Origin of the sequence: Nocardioides sp. (assembly GCF_047607185.1) — a bacterium.
Lineage (GTDB): Bacteria > Actinomycetota > Actinomycetes > Propionibacteriales > Nocardioidaceae > Nocardioides.
On sequence record NZ_JASGDQ010000077.1, the window covers coordinates 32,077 to 52,769 of the forward strand.

At 70.9% G+C, this 20,693-nt stretch carries 23 protein-coding genes and 1 tRNA gene; 19 read left to right on the forward strand and 5 right to left on the reverse strand.

Annotated elements, in window-relative coordinates:
• Positions 1–8 precede the first annotated feature (8 nt).
• Complete coding sequence (locus QM595_RS08935) at positions 9–908, reverse strand: LysR family transcriptional regulator (protein WP_415171197.1); 900 nt, start codon at positions 906–908, stop codon at positions 9–11.
• Between the two features lie 145 nt (positions 909–1,053).
• On the opposite strand from QM595_RS08935, the gene QM595_RS08940 reads away from it, so the two are divergent.
• The 4 genes from QM595_RS08940 to QM595_RS08955 are packed head-to-tail and all read left to right on the forward strand — an operon-like array spanning position 1,054 to position 4,872.
• Complete coding sequence (locus tag QM595_RS08940) at positions 1,054–2,157, forward strand: LLM class flavin-dependent oxidoreductase (protein ID WP_415171198.1); 1,104 nt, start codon at positions 1,054–1,056, stop codon at positions 2,155–2,157.
• Complete coding sequence (locus tag QM595_RS08945; protein WP_415171199.1) at positions 2,154–3,014, forward strand: ABC transporter permease; 861 nt, start codon at positions 2,154–2,156, stop codon at positions 3,012–3,014. The genes QM595_RS08940 and QM595_RS08945 overlap by 4 nt, the downstream gene beginning before the upstream one ends.
• Before the next feature lie 29 nt (positions 3,015–3,043).
• Positions 3,044–4,081, forward strand: a complete 1,038-nt coding sequence (locus QM595_RS08950; protein WP_415171200.1) for a glycine betaine ABC transporter substrate-binding protein — start codon at positions 3,044–3,046, stop codon at positions 4,079–4,081.
• Between the two features lie 2 nt (positions 4,082–4,083).
• A complete protein-coding gene (locus QM595_RS08955) occupies positions 4,084–4,872 on the forward strand; it encodes an ABC transporter ATP-binding protein (RefSeq protein ID WP_415171219.1) in 789 nt (262 codons plus the stop codon).
• Between the two features lie 47 nt (positions 4,873–4,919).
• Here the strand turns inward: QM595_RS08955 and msrB are convergent, their stop codons facing one another.
• The gene (msrB, locus tag QM595_RS08960; protein WP_415171201.1) at positions 4,920–5,339 is read right to left on the reverse strand and encodes a peptide-methionine (R)-S-oxide reductase MsrB; all 420 of its coding nucleotides are present in this window, start codon (positions 5,337–5,339) and stop codon (positions 4,920–4,922) included.
• 79 nt (positions 5,340–5,418) lie between these two features.
• On the opposite strand from msrB, the gene QM595_RS08965 reads away from it, so the two are divergent.
• The gene (locus tag QM595_RS08965) at positions 5,419–6,501 is read left to right on the forward strand and encodes a DNA polymerase domain-containing protein (RefSeq protein WP_415171202.1); all 1,083 of its coding nucleotides are present in this window, start codon (positions 5,419–5,421) and stop codon (positions 6,499–6,501) included.
• Positions 6,502–6,504: 3 nt separating this feature from the next.
• Here the strand turns inward: QM595_RS08965 and QM595_RS08970 are convergent, their stop codons facing one another.
• Together QM595_RS08970 and QM595_RS08975 are read right to left on the reverse strand one after the other, a co-directional pair.
• Positions 6,505–7,038: a hypothetical protein gene (locus tag QM595_RS08970; RefSeq protein ID WP_415171203.1), complete on the reverse strand. Its 534-nt coding sequence runs from the start codon at positions 7,036–7,038 to the stop codon at positions 6,505–6,507.
• A gap of 9 nt (positions 7,039–7,047) precedes the next feature.
• Complete coding sequence (locus tag QM595_RS08975; RefSeq protein WP_415171204.1) at positions 7,048–8,139, reverse strand: ATP-dependent DNA ligase; 1,092 nt, start codon at positions 8,137–8,139, stop codon at positions 7,048–7,050.
• Between the two features lie 174 nt (positions 8,140–8,313).
• On the opposite strand from QM595_RS08975, the gene QM595_RS08980 reads away from it, so the two are divergent.
• The 13 genes from QM595_RS08980 to pth all read left to right on the forward strand — a co-directional run bounded on the left by QM595_RS08980 (position 8,314) and on the right by pth (position 19,054).
• A complete protein-coding gene (locus QM595_RS08980; RefSeq protein ID WP_415171205.1) occupies positions 8,314–8,598 on the forward strand; it encodes a DUF1778 domain-containing protein in 285 nt (94 codons plus the stop codon).
• A 182-nt stretch (positions 8,599–8,780) separates the two neighbouring features.
• Positions 8,781–9,107 carry a hypothetical protein gene (locus tag QM595_RS08985; RefSeq protein ID WP_415171206.1) on the forward strand — a complete coding sequence of 109 codons (327 nt, stop codon included), beginning with the start codon at positions 8,781–8,783 and terminating at the stop codon, positions 9,105–9,107.
• A 158-nt stretch (positions 9,108–9,265) separates the two neighbouring features.
• Positions 9,266–9,697 (forward strand): adenylyltransferase/cytidyltransferase family protein, encoded by a 432-nt coding sequence (locus QM595_RS08990; protein ID WP_415171207.1) that lies wholly within the window; start codon positions 9,266–9,268, stop codon positions 9,695–9,697.
• Positions 9,694–11,325, forward strand: coding sequence for a class I SAM-dependent methyltransferase (locus QM595_RS08995; RefSeq protein ID WP_415171208.1), 1,632 nt, complete (start codon positions 9,694–9,696; stop codon positions 11,323–11,325). The genes QM595_RS08990 and QM595_RS08995 overlap by 4 nt, the downstream gene beginning before the upstream one ends.
• On the forward strand, positions 11,325–11,570 hold the full coding sequence (locus QM595_RS09000; protein WP_415171209.1) for a DUF6752 domain-containing protein: 246 nt from the start codon (positions 11,325–11,327) through the stop codon (positions 11,568–11,570). The genes QM595_RS08995 and QM595_RS09000 overlap by 1 nt, the downstream gene beginning before the upstream one ends.
• A gap of 12 nt (positions 11,571–11,582) precedes the next feature.
• On the forward strand, positions 11,583–13,130 hold the full coding sequence (locus tag QM595_RS09005) for a class I SAM-dependent methyltransferase (protein ID WP_415171210.1): 1,548 nt from the start codon (positions 11,583–11,585) through the stop codon (positions 13,128–13,130).
• On the forward strand, positions 13,123–13,308 hold the full coding sequence (locus QM595_RS09010; RefSeq protein WP_415171211.1) for a DUF6752 domain-containing protein: 186 nt from the start codon (positions 13,123–13,125) through the stop codon (positions 13,306–13,308). The genes QM595_RS09005 and QM595_RS09010 overlap by 8 nt, the downstream gene beginning before the upstream one ends.
• Positions 13,308–14,957: a class I SAM-dependent methyltransferase gene (locus QM595_RS09015; protein ID WP_415171212.1), complete on the forward strand. Its 1,650-nt coding sequence runs from the start codon at positions 13,308–13,310 to the stop codon at positions 14,955–14,957. The genes QM595_RS09010 and QM595_RS09015 overlap by 1 nt, the downstream gene beginning before the upstream one ends.
• 83 nt (positions 14,958–15,040) lie before the next feature.
• Positions 15,041–15,119 (forward strand) — tRNA-Gln (locus tag QM595_RS09020).
• A 1-nt stretch (position 15,120) separates the two neighbouring features.
• Complete coding sequence (glmU, locus tag QM595_RS09025; RefSeq protein ID WP_415171213.1) at positions 15,121–16,614, forward strand: bifunctional UDP-N-acetylglucosamine diphosphorylase/glucosamine-1-phosphate N-acetyltransferase GlmU; 1,494 nt, start codon at positions 15,121–15,123, stop codon at positions 16,612–16,614.
• 43 nt (positions 16,615–16,657) lie between these two features.
• Positions 16,658–17,629 carry a ribose-phosphate diphosphokinase gene (locus QM595_RS09030; protein WP_415171220.1) on the forward strand — a complete coding sequence of 324 codons (972 nt, stop codon included), beginning with the start codon at positions 16,658–16,660 and terminating at the stop codon, positions 17,627–17,629.
• A 188-nt stretch (positions 17,630–17,817) separates the two neighbouring features.
• Positions 17,818–18,450, forward strand: a complete 633-nt coding sequence (locus tag QM595_RS09035) for a 50S ribosomal protein L25/general stress protein Ctc (RefSeq protein WP_415171214.1) — start codon at positions 17,818–17,820, stop codon at positions 18,448–18,450.
• 19 nt (positions 18,451–18,469) lie between these two features.
• Positions 18,470–19,054, forward strand: coding sequence for an aminoacyl-tRNA hydrolase (gene pth / locus QM595_RS09040; RefSeq protein WP_415171215.1), 585 nt, complete (start codon positions 18,470–18,472; stop codon positions 19,052–19,054).
• A 68-nt stretch (positions 19,055–19,122) separates the two neighbouring features.
• Here the strand turns inward: pth and QM595_RS09045 are convergent, their stop codons facing one another.
• Positions 19,123–20,358 (reverse strand): sugar transferase, encoded by a 1,236-nt coding sequence (locus tag QM595_RS09045; protein ID WP_415171221.1) that lies wholly within the window; start codon positions 20,356–20,358, stop codon positions 19,123–19,125.
• A gap of 87 nt (positions 20,359–20,445) precedes the next feature.
• Here QM595_RS09045 and QM595_RS09050 point away from each other — a divergent pair.
• On the forward strand, positions 20,446–20,693 hold a 248-nt coding region (locus QM595_RS09050; RefSeq protein WP_415171216.1), incomplete at its 3' end, for a hypothetical protein.

Here is a 20,693-nt window from a genome sequence, read left to right on the forward strand (position 1 = left end):
AGCTCGGCTCAGCTCGCCCGGGTGGCCTGCTCGACGAAGGCGTCGCGCAGCGCCCGTACTTGAGCGGTGAGGGTGCTCGCCCGGCGCTCCATCAACACCAGCCGTACGGCGGGGGTGGGCTCGGCCAGCGGACGCCGGACGATCAGCCCCGCCTGTTCGAGCGGGTCGTCGGCGACGCTGAACTCCGGCAGCAGCATCACTCCGAGCCCCTGAGCGACCATCAGCTTGCCGATCTCGCCGCCGTCCGCGGTGTGGCAGGTCCGCGGCAGCCGGGCGCCGAACAGCCGGTGCGCGTACCGGTGCATCAGGAAGCCCGAGCGCATCATCACGAACCGCTGCTGCCGCAGCTCCTCGGTGGTGACCGAGCTCGCCGTCGCGAGCTGGTGACCGGCCGGCAGCACGACGACCGGATGGCAGCGCATCAGGAAGGTGCCGCGCAGCGCGGCGGGCAGGTCGTCGCCCTCCAGCAGATTGGCCAGCCCGAAGTCGAGCGAGCCCTCCTCCAGTGCCTGGACGATCTCGACGTGGGTGAGCGCGACCAGCTCCACTCCGGTAGCGGGATGGGTGCGCTGGAACTCCCGCAGCGCGGGGGTGACCAGCGTCGGGGTGGCGGTGTTGACCGTCCCGATCCGGACCACCGAGCTGCTGGTGGCGTGTTGCCCGGCGGCGGCGCGCAGCCGGCCCGCCGCGTCGAGCACCTCGCTGATCAGCGGCAACAGGTCGCGGCCCTGCCGACTCATCCGGGCGCCGGAGCGTCGTCGGTCCAGCAGGCTCACCCCGAGCTCCTTCTCCAGCTTGGAGATCGCCTCCGACATCGCCGGCTTCGAGACGTGCAACTGCTCGCTGGCCTGCCGCAGCGAGCCTGTTCGGGTCACCGCGGCGACGTACTCCAGCTGCTCCAGGCGCACGGCGGCTCCTCCTTCTGCTTGTCGAGGTGGGCGGTTATGCCGACCACCGGATCGGAAATCCCGCTCCTATGGTGCTTGAACCCGCCCACCCGCGCACGAGAGACTTCAATGTCTAGAGAGATTATCGAAATAAGAGGTGTTTAGCATGTCCGGGCTCGTCTTCCACTGGTTCCTTCCCACCAACGGTGGCGACGGACGCGACATCGTGGGCGGCGGACACGGCGTCGAGGTGCTCGGCGGCAACACCCGGCCGACCACCATCGACTACCTCGGCCAGATCGCCCGCAGCGCCGAGCAACTCGGCTTCGAGGCGGCGCTGACCCCGACCGGCTCCTGGTGCGACGACGCCTGGATCACCACCGCGATGCTCGCCTCCGTCTCCCGGCGGCTCGGCTTCCTGGTGGCCTTCCGGCCGGGTCTGGTCTCGCCCTATCTCGCCGCACAGATGGCGGGCTCCTTCCAGAACCTCTCCGGTGGCCGGCTGCTGCTCAACGTCGTCACCGGCGGCGAGGACGCCGAGCAGCTGATGTTCGGCGACGACCTGGCCAAGGCCGAGCGCTACGAGCGGTGCGGCGAGTTCCTGCACGTCGTCCGCGAGCTGTGGGCCGGCCAGGAGGTCACCTTCCGGGGCAAGCACCTCTTCGTCGAGAAGGCGGTCCTGGAGAAGGTGCCGGACCCGGTCCCCGAGCTCTACTTCGGCGGCTCCTCTCCCGAGGCGCTGGCCGTCGCCGCCGAGCACGTCGACGTCTACCTCACCTGGGGCGAGCCGCCGGCCGCGGTCGCCGAGAAGGTCGACCGGGTGCGGGAGCTGGCCGCCGAGCACGGCCGCGAGCCGCGCTTCGGCATCCGGCTGCACACCATCGCCCGGCCCACCGCCGAGGAGGCCTGGGCCGAGGCCGACCGGCTGGTCGCCAATATCAGCGACGAGCAGATCGCCCACGTCCAGGAGGGACTGCGCCGCAGCGCCTCCGAGGGCCAGCGACGGATGCTCGACCTGCACCAGGGCCGCCGCGACGCCCTGGAGATCCATCCCCACCTGTGGGCGGGCGTCGGTCTGCTGCGCGCCGGCGCCGGCACTGCCATGGTCGGCAGCTATGCCGAGATCGCCGACCTCGTCGAGGAGTACGCCGCGGTGGGCATCTCCGAGTTCGTGCTGTCCGGCTATCCCCACCTGGAGGAGGCCTACTGGTTCGGCGAGGGCGTGCTCCCCGAGCTCGGCCGCCGCGGTCTGTGGACGAGGCCGGCGTGAGCTCGGGCCAGGGCGGCACCGAGGGCCGTCGCGTCGGCTGGATCGACCGCCGTGTCGAGGCCAGCGAGACCGGTGCCGGCAACCGCAGGTGGTACGGCGGCCTGCTGGCCGCGCTGCTGGCGCTGCTGATCTGGTGGGCGGTCACCGCCACCGGCCAGTTCTCCGAGCTGCTGCTGCCCACGCCTGCCAAGGTCTGGCACGCCTTCGTCGACTCGGTCACGGTCCACGACGGCTTCACCGGCCTGTCGAACGCCTATCTCTGGGAGCACCTCTGGGCCAGTCTTCGGCGGGTGCTGCTGGGCCTGGCCTGGGGAGTCGTGGCCGGCGTACCGCTGGGCCTGCTCATCGGGCTCTCGAAGCTCGCCGACCGGATCCTCGGCCCCGCCGTCGACTTCGTGAAGGCGCTGCCGCCGCTGGGCTACTACCCGCTGCTGATCCTCTGGTTCGGCATCGGGGAGTCCTCCAAGACCTGGCTGCTCTTCCTCGCCGCCGTCGCGCCGATCACCGTCGCCACCGCTGCCGGCGTGGCCGGAGTCCGGCACGAGCGCGTCGACGCCGCCCTGGTGCTCGGCGCCGGCCCGCTCGACCTGGTCCGCAAGGTCGTGCTGCCCAGCGTCGCCGCCGACGTCGTTACCGGCATCCGGGTCGCCTCGGGGTTCGCCTGGACCACCATCGTCGCCGCCGAGACCACCAATGGCCTGCCCGGCCTGGGCGGTCTCGCGTGGGCGTCGCAGAAGGAGCTGCGCGCGGACATCGCCGTGCTCTCCGTGATCGTCATCGGCCTCACCGCCGTGGCCATCGACGCCGTCCTCCGCTTCGTGGAGCGGCGAGTCGCCCCGTGGAAGGGACGGGCGTGACGACAACACCCAGAAAGAGAGAGAAACCAATGTCACCACGCATCGGCTCACGTACCGGCCTGGTCGCCGTACTCGCCGGCTCCCTGCTCGCCCTCACCGCGTGCGGCTCGGACTCCGACGGCGACTCGGCCGGCGACTCGGCCACGGCCTCCGGGCTGCCCGAGACCATTCGGATCGGCTACCAGCTCATCCCCAACGGCGACCTGGTCGTGAAGAACCAGGGCCTGCTGGAGGAGGCCTTCGGCGACGACGTGAAGATCGAGTGGAACCAGTTCGCCTCCGGCGGTGACGTCAACCAGGCGATCCTGGGCGGCAGCATCGACATCGGCCTGGCCGGGTCCTCGCCGGTGGCCCGCGGCCTGTCCAGCGGCATCCCCTACGAGGTGCCGTTCATCTTCGATGTCATCGGCACCGCCGAGGCGCTCGTCGCCAAGCCCGGCATCACCGACGTCGCCGATCTCAAGGGCAAGACGGTCGCGACCCCGCTGGCCTCCACCTCCCACTACAGCCTGCTGGCGGCGCTGGCCGACGCCGGCCTCTCGGCCAGCGACGTCAACGTGATCGATTCCGAGCCCGACGCCATCCTCGCCGCCTGGCAGGCCGGCCAGATCGACGCCGCCTATGTCTGGAACCCGGTGCTCGCCGAGCTCGAGAAGGACGGCACCGTCCTGACCGACAGCTCCCAGCTCGCCGCCGAGGGCAAGACGACCTACGACCTCGCGGTCGTCACGACCGAGTTCGCCGAGAAGTACCCCGACGCCGTACAGACCTGGATCCAGCAGGAGGACGCGGCGGTGAAGGCGCTCAACGCCGGCGACGAGGCCGCCTTCCAGTCGCTGGCGGCCGAGCTGAACCTGTCCGCCGACGAGGTCAAGGCGCAGACCGCCGGACTGATCTTCGTCGACGCCGCCACCCAGACCGGCGAGGACTACCTCGGCGGCGGGCTCCCGGACAACCTCTACGCGACCGCCCAGTTCAACCAGGAGCTGGGCCAGATCGACACGGTCGCCGACGAGCAGGACTACCGCGACGCGGTGGTCGCGACCTTCGCCGCGGCGGTCAAGTGACGATGACCGAGCAGCGGGTGGCCGACCTCGTCCTCGACGGGGTCGGCCACACCTACCGCTCGGCGGGCCAGGCGCCCGTCGAGGCGCTCGCCGCCACCGACCTGACCATCCGGGCCGGGGAGTTCGTCGCTCTCGTCGGTCCGTCCGGCTGCGGCAAGTCGACGCTGCTGGAGATCGTCGCCGGGCTGCGGCCGCCGGCTCACGGCCGGGTGCTGCTCGGCGACGCCCAGGTGGTCGGCCCCGGCCGTCGCCGGGGCGTGGTCTTCCAGCAGTCGTCCTCGCTGCTGCCCTGGCGCACCGTCGCCGGAAATGTCGCCCTCGGGCTGGAGTTGGCCAGGGTGCCACGCGCCCGACGGGCGGAGCGGGTTGCCGCCGAGCTGGCCCGCGTCGGCCTCGCCGACGTCGCCGACCGGGCGGTCTACGAGCTTTCTGGCGGTATGCAGCAGCGCGCCCAGATCGCCCGCGCGCTGGCGGCCGATCCCGACGTACTGCTCCTCGACGAGCCGTTCGGAGCGCTCGACACCTTCACCCGGGAGCGGCTGCAGGAGGAGCTCCGCGGCATCTGGCGCGAGACCGGCACCACGGTCCTGCTGGTCACCCACAGCGTCGAGGAGGCGGTGCTGCTGGCGACCCGGGTGATCGTGTTCAGCCCTCGTCCCGGCACCGTCGTCGGCGACCACCGCATCGACTTCACCCGGCGCGACGAGCCGGCGGCGGTGCTGCGCGCGGACCCGGAGTTCGTGGCCTTCGCGGCCAGGCTGCGGGCCTCGATCGGCACTACCCATGCCTAGCTTGGCTAGCGGAACCTGGCGGCCGGCCGGTAGGTCGAGCGCGGCGATCAGGCGTTGTCGGCCGGCTCCAGCGTCAGGCTGATCGAGTTGATGCAGTAGCGGTCGCCGGTGGGCGTGCCGTAGCCGTCGGGGAAGACGTGGCCGAGGTGGGAGCCGCAGTTGGCGCAGCGCACCTCGACGCGCCGCATCCCGTGGGAGTTGTCCTCGAGATACTCGATGGTCTCTGCCCCCTCGGAGGTCTGCAACGGCTGGTAGAACGAGGGCCAGCCACAGCCGGAGTGGAACTTGGTGTCGGACTCGAAGAGCTTGGCGCCACACGCCTTGCAGGAGTAGACGCCCTTGGTCTCGGTGTCGGTGTACTCCCCGACGAAGGCCGGCTCGGTGCCGGCCTGGCGGAGCACGGCGTACTCGGCCGGGCTCAGCTGCTCACGCCACTCGGTCTCGGACTTCTCCACGTTGTAGCCCATGCCTCCAGCCTACGCCGGAGGTCCTCCGCTCTGGCTGCGATGGCAGCCGAACCGGATGAGGTCTCGCTAGGTTGTCAGCATGGCCAAGGATGCCTATGTCACCGCCGGCGAGCGTGAGGTCCGGGTCTCCAGCCCGGACCGGGTCGTCTACGAGCCCACCGACCGCACCCCTGCGGTCACCAAGCTGATGGTGGCCCAGTTCTTCGCCGACGTCTCCGGGCCGCTGCTGCGGGCCATCGCAGAGCGGCCCACCACGCTGGAGCGGTGGCCGGAGGGCTGGCGTGAGGGGATGCGCCTCGCCGTCGGGCCCGCTGATTCCCCCAGAAATGGGCAGAGCGGCGACGGGTTCTATCAGAAGCGGGTCCCCAAGGGCGCCCCCGACTACCTCGAGACGGTCAAGGTGACCTTCCCGAGCGGTCGTACGGCGGACGAGATCTGTCCCACCGAGCCGGCCGTCCCGGTGTGGTGTGCGCAGATGGGCACGCTGACCTTCCACCCCTGGCCGGTACGCCGCCCCGACGTCGACCACCCCGACGAGTTGCGTATCGACCTCGACCCGCAGCCGGGCACCACCTTCGCCGACGTGCTGCGCGTCGCCGGCCTCGCCAGGGAGCTGCTGGCGGAGCTGGGCATGACCGGCTATCCGAAGACCAGCGGTAGTCGTGGCGTCCACGTCTACGTCCGGGTCACGCCGGACCGGGAGTTCGGCGACCTGCGGCACGCCGCCATCGGCTTCGGCCAGGAGCTGGCCCGCCGCGACGACGGCGTCACCGTCAACTGGTGGAAGGAGGAGCGCGGGGAGCGGATCTTCGTCGACTTCAACCAGAACAACCGCGACCGTACCATCGCCTCCGCCTACTCGCTCCGGGCCAGGCCCGGAGCGCCGGTCTCCACGCCGCTCACCTGGGCGGAGCTCGCGGATCTGAAGGACCCCCGCGACCTCAACCTCTTCACCGTGCCCGACCTGATCGCGGAGCGCGACCCCTGGGCGGGGATGGACGAGACCGCCTACGACCTGCAGCCGCTGATCGACCTGTGGGACGAGGTCGAGCAGTCCTGGCCGCCGGACTACCCCAAGATGCCGGGAGAGCCGCCCCGGGTGCAGCCGTCGAAGAAGCGCGAGGATCACTGGGACGCCGAGGGCAACCGGATCGAGCCCTGAGGGTCACACGCCGGTGATGCCCTCGCCCTCGCCGGCCTGCTCGTCGAAGGTCTCGTGCTCCAGCAGGTGCAGCACCGGTACGCCGATCTTGCGGCGGGCCTGGGAGGTCCAGTCGAGGTGGAAGAACTCCGCGACCACGTGGGGGCGGGTCAGCACGATGGCCTCGCGGCCGTCGACCTCGGTGACCTTGGTCTTCAGCGCATCGATCGGCGGCGCGTCGACGACCTGGCCGTCGGCGGTGGCGCCGGCGGCGCGCAGCGCCTGGAGCGTGTCCGCCAGCTCGCCGTTGGCGCGGTCGAGGCCGTCCTTGCGGATCGCGTCGAGCTGGCCCTCGTCGAGCAGCAGGCTTGGTACGCCGAGCAGCTCGCCGCCGCTGAGCGTGCCCAGCGAGGCCTCGACCTGGGCCGCGGCGTCCTCCATGGGCAGCAGCACGTGGTAAACGACCGGCTCGTCGAGTCCCTCGTGGAGGGATCGCACCTGCGCGGCGTCGGTGGTGGAGAGGGCCTGCTCGACCAGCAGCACGACGTCGTAGGTCATGGCCCGAGCCTATCCCCTGAGCACCTCGGCGAGGTCGTAGGCGACCGGCTCCTCGAGCTGGTCGTAGCCGCACGACTCCGGGTCCCGATCGGGTCGCCAGCGCTTGAACTGCGCGGTGTGCCGGAACCGCCGGCCCTCCATGTGGTCGTAACCCACCTCCAGCACCCGCTCGGGCCGCAGCGGGGTGAAGCTCAGGTCCTTGCCCTGACTCCAGCGGCTCTGCGTGCCGGGCATCCGGTCCGGGTTGGCCACGGGGCTAGGCCCCTCCCATTCGTGCCAGGGGTGCTCCGACAGCGGCACCACCAGTGGCTGCAGCTCCTGCCACAGCTCGGCGCGCTGCTGCGCGGTGAAGGACGCCGAGACGCCGATGTGCTGCAGTCGCCCGCCGTCCCAGAGCCCGAGCAGCAGCGAGCCGATCAGCGGCCGCTCCGGGGTCGTGGTCTTGTGCTCCCGATAGCCGCAGAGCACCACGTCGGCGGTGCGGGCGTGCTTGATCTTGAGCATGGCGCGCTGGTTGGGGGAGTACGGCGCGTCCAGCGGCTTGGCCACGACGCCGTCGAGGCCGGCGCCCTCGAAGCGGCTGAACCACTCCTCGGCCTGCACCGCGTCGGTGGTGGTGCGGGTCAGGTGACAGGGGCCGGCCGCGGGCAGATCGGCCAGCGCCGCCGCCAGCGCCGCTCGGCGCTCCGCGAACGGCCGGTCGAGGTAGGACTCCCCGCCGAGCGCCAACAGGTCGAAGGCGACGTACTCCGCCGGGGTGGTCTCGCTGAGCAGCTGGATCCGCGAGGCGGCCGGGTGGATGCGCTCCTGCAGCACCTCGAACTCCAGCCGGCCGTCGATCGCCACGAACAGCTCCCCGTCCAGCACGCACCGCTGCGGCAGCTGCTCCCGCATCGCCGCCACCACCTCGGGGAAGTAACGCGTCAACGGCTTGGTGTTGCGCGAGGTGAGCTCCACCTCGTCGCCGTCGCGGAAGACCAGGCAGCGGAACCCGTCCCACTTCGGCTCGATTCTTACGTACGGGAGCTGCGCGAGCGCCTTCTCCAAGGTGGTGGTCTTCGCCAGCATGGGGCGGATGGGCGGCATCACGGGAAGATCCACGCTCAAGACTCTAGTTCCGGGGGTGCGACCAACCGACGCCGTCGTCCGAGGGGGCACGTCATGCTCGCCTACTGGCGCGGGCAACTGGCTGACCTCCGTGCCACCCGCAGACCACCGCGCGGAGCCGTTGCCTCCTGCATCGCTTGGCCGTACGCTGGACGTACAGGAGGAGACATGGCTGACACGATCGGGCGCCGCCGCAGCCGACGCATGGAGTTGCGCACTACCGATGAAGAGCGTGCGCTGATTGATCGCGCTGTGGCCGTGGAGGGCACGGACCTGACGGAGTTCGTCGTCACCCACGCCTCGGAGGCTGCGCGCCGAGTCCTGGCCGATCGGCAGTCCTTCGAACTCGATGCCGACGCGTTGGCGGCATGGGAAGAGCTCAACTCCGGCCCCGCGCGCGAGTTGCCCGGGCTGGCTGCGCTGTTCCGCCGACCTTCGCCGTTCACCGAGTGAGCTACCGCGCGCCCGAGCCTCTCCGGCCGGCGCACCTCGTTGACGAGTTCGAGTGCGGGTCCGTCGAGCAGACGGAGTGGATGAGGCGGTTTGCTCGTCAGTTGGCCTCGACGGGAACGACGAGGACCTTCGTCGTCACCGAGTCCGGCTCGGATCGAGTTGTCGCGTACTACGCCTGGTGTATGGCACAACTTGCGATCGGCGATGCCCCGGCGCGACTGCGCAAGGGTGCCGGACGGTATCCCCAACCGGTTGCCCTGCTCGCCAGGCTCGGCGTGGACCTCGCACACGAGGGCAAGGGACTCGGCGCCGGGCTCCTGGTGGACGTCATCGCTCGGGTGGCAGCACTCTCCGACGAGATCGGCTGCCGCGGCCTGCTGGTCCATGCCGAGTCGCAAGCAGCCCGCGACTTCTACCTCCATCTGATTCCGGAGTTCGAGCAGAGCCCGACCGACGAGCTGCACCTGGTGCTGATGCTCAAGGACATCAGGCGCACGCTCGGGCTCTAGCGTTCAGGCGCGCACTGGAGGCCGACGACGCGGAGCGTGCCCGCGGGCACGTCGACCGACCGCGCCGGACGATCGAGAAGATTGGGCAAGAGTTCCACGATTCCGCCGCTGGTGACCTACGCTGGTGCGGTTCAGCGTAGGAAGAAGGAAACCAACAGATGAGCGAGATCGTCGGTTACGTGCCGGGCGTCTTCGACCTCTTCCACGTGGGCCACCTCAACATGATCCGGCAGGCGCGCAGTCGCTGCGATGTGCTGGTAGCGGGCGTGGTCTCCGATGAGATGTGCGAGCTCGGCAAGGGCATCCGCCCGACCGTGCCCGTCGAGGAGCGGGTGGCGATCGTCGAGGCCATTCGCTACGTCGACGCGACCTACGTCGAGCACACCCTCGACAAGCGGGACGCCTGGCAGGACGTCCACTTCCACCGCCTCTTCAAGGGCGACGACTGGAAGGACACCGCCAAGGGCGACCGGCTCGAGAAGCAGATGGCCGAGGTCGGCGTCGAGGTCGTCTACTTCCCCTACTCCATCCAGACCTCCAGTACCGCGTTGCGCAAGCATCTCGCCCGCGGCGGGGAAGCCGCTTCGTGACCCGGTCGGCCGTGCCGACACGAGCGAGCACCGGCCGCGTGGCGATCAACGACGCCGGGATCTTCGTCGCGGACCTGACGGCCGACAGTCCGGCCGTGCTGGTCCACTTCGACGACCAGCACGTCTGGTCGTTCACCGGTGCCGACGGCCGGGCGGGCCGGGGCGGCACCTCCATCGCCTGGCCACCCGCGCTGCGCCCCTACCTCGACGGCTGGACCCGGGTCCGGCTTACCGGCCCGGACGGGGCCGTGGCCTACTGCGACGAGGAGCACCGGTTCGGCTCCGGCGAGGGCCGGGTCCGGTTCGCCGACGAGGCCGGGCACCCGTACGCCGTCGACAAGATGGGCCATCTGACCCGCTCGTTCGAGGCCACCTCGGCGGACATCAAGCGGGAGATCCTCGAGGGCACCCAGATCGTGATCCGCGAGCTGCGCGAGCGCTGCGGCGTCGAGGCGTTCCTCAGCTATGGCGCGCTGCTCGGCGCGGTCCGCGAGGGCGGCATGATCGCCCACGACTCCGACACCGACGTCTGCTACTTCAGCCACCACACCACGCCGGCCGACCTCATCTTGGAGACCTACCGGATCGAGCGCCAGCTCAAGGGCCTCGGCTGGGACGTGCTGCGGATGTCCGGCGGCGACCTGAAGGTGATCTGGCCGCTCTCCGACGGCCGCAACTGCCACATCGACATCTTCTCCTCCTTCGTGGTCGGTGACGTCTTCTACATGCTGGGCGAGCACGGCGGCGCCTTCGACGTGGCCGACCTGCTGCCGCTCGGCACCGTGACGCTGGACGGCTACGAGTTCCCGGCACCGCGCCGTCCCGAGGCGCTGCTGGTCTACCTCTACGGCGAGTCCTGGCGGATCCCCGACCCCGGCTTCAAGCCCTACATCGACCCGGTCGTGATGAGCCGCCTGGACGGCTGGCTGCGCGGCTTCCGCTACCGGATGGGGGACTGGACCGCGCTGCTGCGTGGCACCGCCGGACCCTCGTCCCCGGTGCCCACCACCGGCTCGGACTTCGCCGCCTGGGTCGACGGACAGCTCGACCGGCGCTCCGCGATCGTCGACCTGGGCGCCGGCAACGGCCGCGACAGCGTCTATCTCGCCGGCCAGGGCCACCGGGTGCTCTCCTCGGACTACTCCCGTCGCTCCGCCGTCGAGGTGTACGCCGCCATCAAGGCCGCCCAGGTCAAGCGGGTCCGGGTCCGGCAGGTGATCCTCAACGAGACCCGCCACGTCTACCGGCTGATCGCGGTGCTGTCCCGCCGGCCCCACCACATCTACGCCCGCCAGCTCGTCGGCTGCCTCGACCAGGCCGGCCGCGACAACCTGTTCCGGCTCGGCTCGGCCACGCTGCGCGGCGGTCAGTCGATGTGGCTGGAGTTCGCGGCACCACGACTCGGCGCCCGGGCGCCGGAGCCGACGCCGCTGGTGCGCCGGGTCGATCCCGACGTACTCGCCGAGGAGATCGCCGGACACGGTGGGCGTGTCGACCACCTCGAGGTCGCTCGCGGCGTCGACATGTTCGATAATCCAGACCCGGCCGTGGCCAGGATGCGCATCACCTGGCCCGCTGCCCACCCCGCCGCCGCCCGCGGCGGGGCCGACGTGGAGGAGAGTGTCTGATGGCCGATGGCCTGGGCGGAAGGACGAGAGAGCTCGCGCGCCGCGCGCGGGAGCGGCTCCGGGAGCGCGATCCCGGGCTGCGGGCGCGGGTCGAGCGGCTGGAGAAGGAGCTCGAGGCCGATCGCCAGCTCCACCGCAAGATCGCCGAGCTGTCCGACGTCGTCACCGAGCTGCTCATCCCGCTCCAGGACCGCGACGAGACCCGGGTCAACCAGGTGCTCTCGGCCTACCGGAAGTCGATCTGAGCACCCGCCGACATGACATCCGCGGTGATCACCGGGGAGGGCATCTGGCTCGCCGAGCCACCCGCCGAGCCGGTGATGGTGCACTTCGACGGCCGCTACCTGTGGTCGTTCACGCCGGCGCGTGACGGCGTCGTACACGATGGCGGCGCCTTCGTCGCGTGGCCGGAGAACCTGCTGCGCTTCCTCGACGGCGTCGTCTCGATCCGGCTGCAGGACGTCGAGGGCGAGGAGGTCTGGTGGGAGGAGGAACACCGGTTCGGCACCTCCACCGCGCGCGTCGCCGTGGTCGACAAGCGCGGCATCCCGCTCTCGGTCGACAAGGTCGGCCACCTCGGCCGTGCCTTCCTGGAGACCCCCGACGAGGTCAAGCACGAGCTGCTCGTGGCGACCAGTGAGGTGCTGACCGTGCTGCGCGAGCAGTGCGGCGTGGACGCCTATCTCTGCTACGGCGCGCTGCTCGGGGCGGTGCGCAGCGGCCGGATGATCGGCCACGACTCCGATGTCGACGTCTGCTACTACAGCCACCAGGCCACGCCCGTCGACATCATCCGGGAGAGCTACCGGGTCGAGCGGATCGTCCGGGCACAGGGCTGGACCGTCACCCGGATGTCGGGCGCCGACATCAAGGTGGTCCGGCTCCTCGGCAACGGCGCCAAGGCCCATATCGACATCTTCGGCGCCTTCACCGTCGCCGGCACCTTCTACCAGCTCGGCAACCGCAACGGCGCCTTCGACGTCGCCGAGCACCTGCTGCCGCTGGACACCGTCACCCTGGAGGGCGTGGAGTTCCCGGCGCCGCGGCACCCCGAGGAGATGCTGGCCTTCATCTACGGGCCGCACTGGCAGGTTCCCGACCCCTCCTTCGTGCATCGGGACAACCCGTACGGCGTCGCCCGGCTCAACGGCTGGCTGCGCGGCTTCCGCGACGGCCTGGCGCTGTGGAACGACGTCTACGACCAGCGCGCCGGCGAGATCTCCCGCGAGCCCACCGAGTTCGCTCGCTGGGTCGCCGACCAGATCGGGCCGGAGGACAAGGTCGTGGATCTCGGCGCCGGCACCGGTCGTGACGCCCGCTGGTTCGCGCGCGAGGGACACCGGGTGCGCGCCGTCGACTTCTCGCGTCGCTCCTACGCCCGCACCCACCGCTTCCGCGGCGTCCGAGCCGACCAGACCATGCTCAACGAGCTGCGCCGGGTGCTCAGCCTGGGCGCCATGCTGGCTCGCGACCCGCACCACCTCTACGGCCGGCAGTTCCTCGGCTGCCTCGACGAGACCGCCCGGGCCAACCTGTTCCGGCTCGGCGCGATGGCGCTGCGCGGCGGCCAGTCGATGTTCCTGGAGTTCTCCGCTACCGCCGGCCGCGACGTCCCCGACCCGCAGCCCCGGCCGCTGGTCCGCCGGCTCGACCCGGCTCGGGTCGCCGCCGAGGTGGCCGCCAGCGGCGGCCGGGTCGACTACTGTGAGACCACCGCCGGCCTCGACATGTTCGAGGCTCCCGACCCGGCTGTGTGTCGTATGCGGATCACCTGGTCAGAGCCGAAGGAGACCACTGATGGCTGACGCCGAGCCCCTGCGGGAGCGAGTCGCGCGCTTGGAGCAGGAGGTCGCGGACAACCGCGTGCTGCGGCGCCGGGTCGAGGAGCTGACCGAGCAGCTCGGGCAGCTGCTGGTCGCGGTCCAGGACCAGGACGAGGCCAGGATCGCCGAGCTCACGGCGGCGCTCCGCGACACGATCTGATGTCAGCGCTCGACATGTCGCGGCCCGGCGCCCCCGGGCCCGCGATCACCCGGCGCGGACTCGTCCTGGTCGGCGTGCCCCAAGTGCCGCTGCTGGTGCACTTCGACGACCAGTACGTCTGGTCCTTCACGCCGGGCCGCGACGGCAGCCTCGACGGCGAGACCTTCCGGATCGACTGGCCCGGGGTGATGCGGCCGTTCCTGTCCGGCACCACCCGGGTCCGGGTGGCGACGTACGGCGCCGAGGTGGTCGTCCACGACGCCGAGGTGCGTTTCGGCGACGGCGAGGACCGGGTCCGGTTCGTGGACGAGCAGGGGGCGCCGTACTCCGTCGACAAGGTCGGCCACCTGACCCGGGCCTTCGAGGAGACCTCCGCCGACGTCAAGGCGGAGCTGCTCGAGGCCACCCGCACGGTGCTGCGCGAGCTGCGGGAGCGCTGCGGGGTGGACGCCTACCTCTGCTACGGCGCGCTGCTCGGCGCGGTCCGGCAGGGCACCATGCTCGGCCACGACTCCGACGTCGACCTGTGCTACTACACCCCGCACACGGCGCCCGCCGACATCATCCGGCAGAGCTACCGGATCCAGCGCGAGCTGCGGGCCCTCGACTGGCGGATCCTGCGGATGTCCGCCGGCGACATCAAGGTCATCTGGCCGCTCTCCGACGGCCGCAACGCCCACATCGACATCTTCTCCGCCTTCACGATCAACGGCACCTTCTACCAGTTCGGCAACCGCAACGGCGTCTTCGACGTGGCCGAGCACCTGCTGCCGCTGGGCACCATCGAGCTGGAGGGCGTGGAGTTCCCGGCGCCGCGGCATCCCGAGGAGATGCTGGCCTTCCTCTACGGCCGCAACTGGCGGGTGCCCGACCCCGGCTTCCGCTACCGGGACAGCCCCGTCGGCACCCGCAGGCTGGACCAGTGGTTCCGGGGCATCCGCACCGAGGTGTCCGCCTGGGGACGGGTGTTCCGGGCCCCCGCGGTCGAGCGGATCCCCACCGGTCCGTCGGCGTTCGCGCGCTGGGTCGAGCCGCAGCTCGACCCCGGCGCCCGGGTCGTCGACCTCGGCGCCGGCACCGGCCGCGACACCTTCTGGCTCGGCGAGCAGGGCCACCCGGTGATCGCCACCGACTTCTCGCTGCCGGCCCTCGCCCACATCCGCCGTCGTCGTACCGAGCTCGTGGAGCGGGCCGGCGTGGAGATCGGCGAGCAGACCTGGGAGGCCGCCTGTGAGCAGGCCGGGATCGCCCCGATCCGGATCGACATGCTGATCCTCAACGACCTGCGCCAGGTCCTCTCCCAGCTGGCCACGCTCTCGCGGAACCCACACCACCTCTACGCCCGTGGCCTGATCGGCTCGCTGGACGAGGCCGCCCGGGCCAACCTGTTCCGGCTGGCCTCGGGGGTGCTGCGCGCTGCCGGTCCTGGTGGCCCGGCGCTGTTCCTGGAGTTCTCGGCGGTCGTGCCCGACCAGGAGCCGCCGCTGCCCGAGCCCACCGGACTGACCCGGCGCTTCGATCCGGAGTGGCTGCGCCAGGAGGCGGTGGCGCACGGTGGTGTGGTGGAGTTTCTCGAGATCGGCCCCGGGACCGATATGTTCGACCTGCCGGATCCGGCCGTGGCGCGGATGCGGGTGGTCTGGCGCTAGGCCCGCGTTGTGCGGGCACAACTTCATTCCCCGGTTGGTCTGCCGGCCGAAGGGGAGCCCCGCCCAGGCGGGCACAACTTCATTCCCCGGTTGGTCTGCCGGTAGGGCCCGCCTGACTTTGAATCAGGACTAGCGACGCAGGTTCGACTCCTGCCCGGGGAGCATGGTGAACGAGCTGACGGTGATCGTGCTGGCGGCCGGGGCGGGCACGCGGATGAAGTCCAAGACGCCCAAGGTGCTGCACGAGGTGGCGGGACGCAGCATGGTGGGGCACGTGCTGGGCGTCGTACGCGCTCTGGAGCCCAGCCGCGTCGTCGCCGTCGTCGGGCACCAGCGCGAGCTGGTGGCCGCCCACGTCGCCGAGCTCGACCCGGACGCGGTCGTCGCGGTGCAGGAGGAGCAGCTCGGCACCGGGCACGCGGTGCGGGTCGCCGTCGAGGCGCTGGGCGAGGTGAGCGGCACCGTCCTGGTGGCCTACGCCGACACGCCGCTGCTGCGGGTCGAGAGCCTGCGCGACCTGCTGGCCGGCCACACCGCCGCCGGCCACGCGGCGACCATCCTGAGCGGCGTGGTCGACGACCCGTTCGGCTACGGCCGCATCGTGCGCGGCGGCGACGGCGGCGTGAGCGCGATCGTCGAGGAGAACGACGGCGACGAGGCGACCCGGCGGATCACCGAGATCAACTCCGGCATCATCGCCTTCGACGCCGCCTTCCTGGCCGACGTACTGCCCCGGCTGACCGACGACAACGCCAAGCGCGAGTTCTACCTCACCGACACCGTCGGGCTGGCGCGTCGGGACGGCCTCACCGTCGGCGCCGTGGTCGTCGCGGACTCCAGCGAGATCGAGGGCGCCAACGACCGCGAGCAGCTGGCCGCTATCGGCCGGGAGCTCAACCGGCGGGTGCTCTCGCGGTGGATGCTGGACGGGGTGACCATCGTCGACCCGGCCACCACCTGGATCGACGCCGATGCCGAGCTCGCCGCCGACGTGACGCTGCTGCCCGGCGTACAGCTGCTCGGCGCCACCAAGGTGGACCAGGACGCCGTGATCGGACCCGACACCACGCTCAAGGACTGCGAGATCGGAGCCGGCGCCCGGGTGGTGCGCAGCCACGCCAACCTGGCCGCGGTCGGGCCGGGCGCCGAGGTCGGTCCGTTCTCCTACCTGCGGCCGGGGACCGTTCTGGGCAAGGGCGGCAAGATCGGCGGCTTCGTCGAGACCAAGAACGCCTCGATCGGTGACGGTGCCAAGGTGCCCCACCTCTCCTATGTCGGCGACGCCGAGATCGGCGAGGGCACCAACATCGGCGCCGGCACGATCTTCGCCAACTACGACGGCGTGAACAAGCACCGCACCGTGGTCGGGCGGCACGCCAAGACCGGCTCCAACAACACCTTCGTCGCCCCGGTCACCATCGGCGACGGCGCGTCCACCGGCGGCGGCACCGTGGTCCGCGGCGAGGTGCCGGCGGGAGCGCTAGCGGTCTCCGCCGGGCCGCTGCGGATCATCGAGGGCTGGGCGCTGGCCAAGCGGCCCGGCACCCCGCAGGCAGCGGCCGCGGAAACGGCCGGTGAACGCTCGTCGTCCCACGCTGCGACGAGTGCGGGCGACCCCAGTGTTGGGGAGTCGTCGCCGGGTGCGACACAATCCTGATCGGACCCCGCACTCTCGACAGCAGGAGCGGCACGTGACCGGAATCCAGAAGACCACTGAGAAGCACCTGATGGTCTTCAGCGGTCGGGCCCACCCCGAGCTCGCCGAGGAGGTCGCCGAGCTGCTCGGCACCGAGCTGGTCCCCACCGAGGCGCGCGACTTCGCCAACGGCGAGACCTACGTCCGCTACGCCGAGTCGGTGCGCGGCTGCGACGCCTTCGTGCTGCAGAGCCACACCGCGCCGATCAACTCCTGGATCATGGAGCAGCTGATCATGGTGGACGCCCTCAAGCGCGCCTCCGCCAAGCGGATCACCGTCGTGATGCCGTTCTGGGGCTACAGCCGGCAGGACAAGAAGCACCGCGGCCGCGAGCCGATCTCCGCCCGGCTGATCGCCGACCTGTTCAAGACCGCCGGCGCCGACCGCATCATCACCGTCGACCTCCATGCCGACCAGCTGCAGGGCTTCTTCGACGGCCCCGTCGACCACCTGATGGCGCTGCCGCTGCTGACCGACTACATCAAGCAGAAGTACGGCGACCAGGACCTCGCCGTGGTCTCCCCGGACGCCGGCCGGATCAAGGTCGCGGAGAAGTGGGCGGCCAAGCTCGGCGACGTACCTCTGGCGTTCATCCACAAGACCCGCCGCACCGATGTCGCCAACGAGGTCGTCGCCAACCGGGTCGTGGGTGAGGTCTCCGGCAAGATCTGCGTGCTGACCGACGACATGATCGACACCGCCGGCACCATCGTGAAGGCCGCCGAGGCGATCATGAAGGACGGCGCCGCCGGCGTGGTCATCGCGGCCACCCATGCCATCCTTTCCGACCCCGCCGTCGACCGGCTCAAGAACTGCTCGGCGGTCGAGGTCGTCATCACCAACACGCTGCCGGTGCCGGAGGAGAAGCAGTTCGACAAGCTCACCACGCTGTCGATCGCCCCGCTGGTCGCTCGCGCCATCCGCGAGGTCTTCACCGACGGCTCGGTGACCTCGATGTTCGACGGCCAAGCCTGAGGGACCTGAGGATTTCGCCGTACGTCCCCGCCTCTCCTAAGATCTGAGGGTTGCCTCGGCGAGGGAGAGCTGACTCCGTGATCGACAGGGCGGCCGGTCCACGCCGCGCGCCCCACGGATGCGCGGCGTTCGCTGTCTCTCGACCGCGGCAGAGCACCCGTCCGTTCATCCCCCACAGGAGCACGAGCATGTCCAGCGAGAAGATCACCGCCGAGAAGCGCACCGAGTTCGGCAAGGGCGCCGCCCGCCGCATCCGCCGCGACAACAAGATCCCCGCCGTCATCTACGGCCACGGCGCCGACGCCATCCACGTCACCCTGCCGGGCCACGAGACCACCATGGCTCTCAAGCACCACGGCCAGAACGCGCTGCTCGAGCTCGACATCGACGGCAAGACCCAGCTCGCGCTGACCAAGCAGGTCCAGGTCGACCACATCCGCCGCGTCATCGAGCACATCGACTTCGTTGCCGTGAAGGCCGGCGAGAAGGTCACCGTCGAGATCCCGATCGTCACCGTCGGTGACGCCGCTCCCGACACCCTGGTGACGGTGGAGCACACCACCATCGCGGTCGAGGCCGAGGCCACTCACGTGCCGGAGTCGATCGAGGTCAGCGTTGCCGGCCTCGAGGCCGGCGCCCAGATCCTGGCCGGCGACATCACCCTCGCTGCGGGCCTGAGCCTGGTCCTCGACGCCCAGGCCCTGGTCGTGCACGTCTCGGCCTCGCCGACGGCGGCCCAGGTCGAGGCCGCGCTCGAGTCCGCCGAGGCCGAGGCCGGCATCGTGCACGAGGCGCCGGCCGACGAGGCCGCTGCCGAGTGACCTCGGCCGACCTCTGGTCATGACGTCTGACGAGGCCTGGCTGGTCGTCGGGCTGGGCAACCCCGGCCCGACGTACGCCGGACATCGCCACAACATCGGCTACCTCGTCGCCGACGAGCTGGCCGTGCGGCTGGGTGGGAAGTTCAAGTCCCACAAGGCCAGCCGCTGCGACGTCGTCGAGGGCCGCCTGAGGATGGGCGGCCCTCGCGTCATCCTCGGCCGCCCGCGCTCCTATATGAACGAGACCGGCGGACCGGTCAAGGCGCTCGCCACCTTCTACAAGGTGGCCCCCGACCACCTGATCGTCATCCACGACGAGCTCGACATCCCGTTCGACACCATGCGGGTCAAGCTGGGCGGCGGCGACAACGGGCACAACGGCCTGAAGTCGATCCGCGGCAGCCTCGGCACCGGCGACTTCTACCGGGTCCGCGTCGGCATCGGCCGGCCGCCGGGGCGTCAGGACGTCGCCGACTTCGTGCTCTCCAACTACACCGCCGCCGAGCGGAAGGTGCTGCCGTTCCAGGTCGACACCGCCGCCGACGCCGTCGAGTCGCTGGTGACCGACGGCCTGGAGAGGACCCAGCAGCGGTTCAACTCCTAGGGCGATCAGGGACTTCTCGAGGGGCCATGAGGGACCTCTCGGCGGGCCATGTGGGACCTCTCGGCGGGTCAGTAGGCGCCTCGGTGGCTGAGCACCGCGCGGAGGGTGCGAGCCACGATCACCAGGTCGCGCTGCAGCGTCCAGTTGTCGACATAGTCGAGGTCGAGGCGGACCGACTCCTCCCACGACAGGTCCGAGCGACCGGAGACCTGCCACAGCCCGGTCAGCCCCGGCCGCACCGCGAGTCGGCGCCGGGGGTCGACGTCGTACGACGACACCTCGGCCGGCAGCGCGGGGCGCGGGCCGACCAGCGCCATGCTGCCGGCGACGACGTTGACCAGCTGCGGCAGCTCGTCGAGCGAGAACTTGCGCAGCACCCGGCCGACTCGGGTCACCCGGGGATCGGCCCGGACCTTGAACAGCGGTCCGTCGCATTCCGAGGTGAGCTCGGCGCGGCGCTGCTCCGCGTCGACGTACATGGTGCGGAACTTGAGCATGGTGAAGGTGCGGCCGTCGCGGCCGACCCGGGTCTGCCGGAACAACGCGGGACCGGCCGAGTCCAGCTTGACCAGGACCGTCAGCGCGAGCAGTACCGGCGCGAGCAGCGTCAGCCCCACCACCGCCGCGATCCGCTCCCAGAGCGACTTCACCACCGCCGCGGCGCCCTGCCGGGCAGCGGGGCGCAATGCCACCACGCCCAGCCGGCCCAGCCGGGTGGGCGCCACTCGCCGGGGGTGTACGTCGGCGAGGCCGGCGCCCACCAGCAGCGGGATGCCCGCCCGCTCCAGGTGCCAGCCGACCCGCCGCAGTCCGTGGTCGTCGGCGGCGCCGGGCAGCGCCAGCACCAGCTCCGGGCGGATCCCGACGAGCAGCCGGGGCAGCTCCTCGGGCAGGCAGCCGGCGACCGGCGTCAGCCGGCCGTGGGTCAGGTCGCGCAGGGAGTCCCACGCGGCGGCCACCTGCTCGGGCGACCCGAGCAGCACCGTCTGCCACGGCTCCCCATGCCGCTCGGCCCGCAGCCGCAGCCCGGTGCCGACCGCGATCAGGGTCAGCGCCGCCAGCGTCGCCACGGCGGTGATCCCGAGCAGTCGGCCGGAGTCGAGCGGGAGCACCCCGGCGGCGTCCAGGGGCCACTGTGCCAAGGCGACGCAGACCGCCACCCGGAGCACCGATCGGGTCTGGACGGCTCCTCGCGCGGCGGCCCGCCAAGGGGCTTGCCGACCACCGCGCGAGGAGCGTGGGAGTGCGGGGATCCGACGCCGGTCGACGGGCACGGTCGCCGAGGTCGCGACGTTGGGGATCATCGCCACGGCTCTGCTTCCCTCCAGCCTGGTTGGTGTCCGACTCGGCCGGGTCCGGTGACCCCGCGACCACGAGGCTATGAGTTGTCTGTGCCTCGCGGCATGCCACAAATGCGGGAAGAAATCGCCGGACATGGTCGTCCGCGGGGCAGGCAGAACCGTCGAGTCGGCAGAAGTGCGGGCCGTAGAACCGTCGAAGAGGCGCAAGAGGCGGTGGTGCGACATGAAAAAGAGCGACATGGGACAAAAAAAGACGGACAATTGCAAGAACTAAACCCCAACAAAAGCCACATACAAGATAATAAGACCCCCAAATATGCCAACAAGAAAGATATACC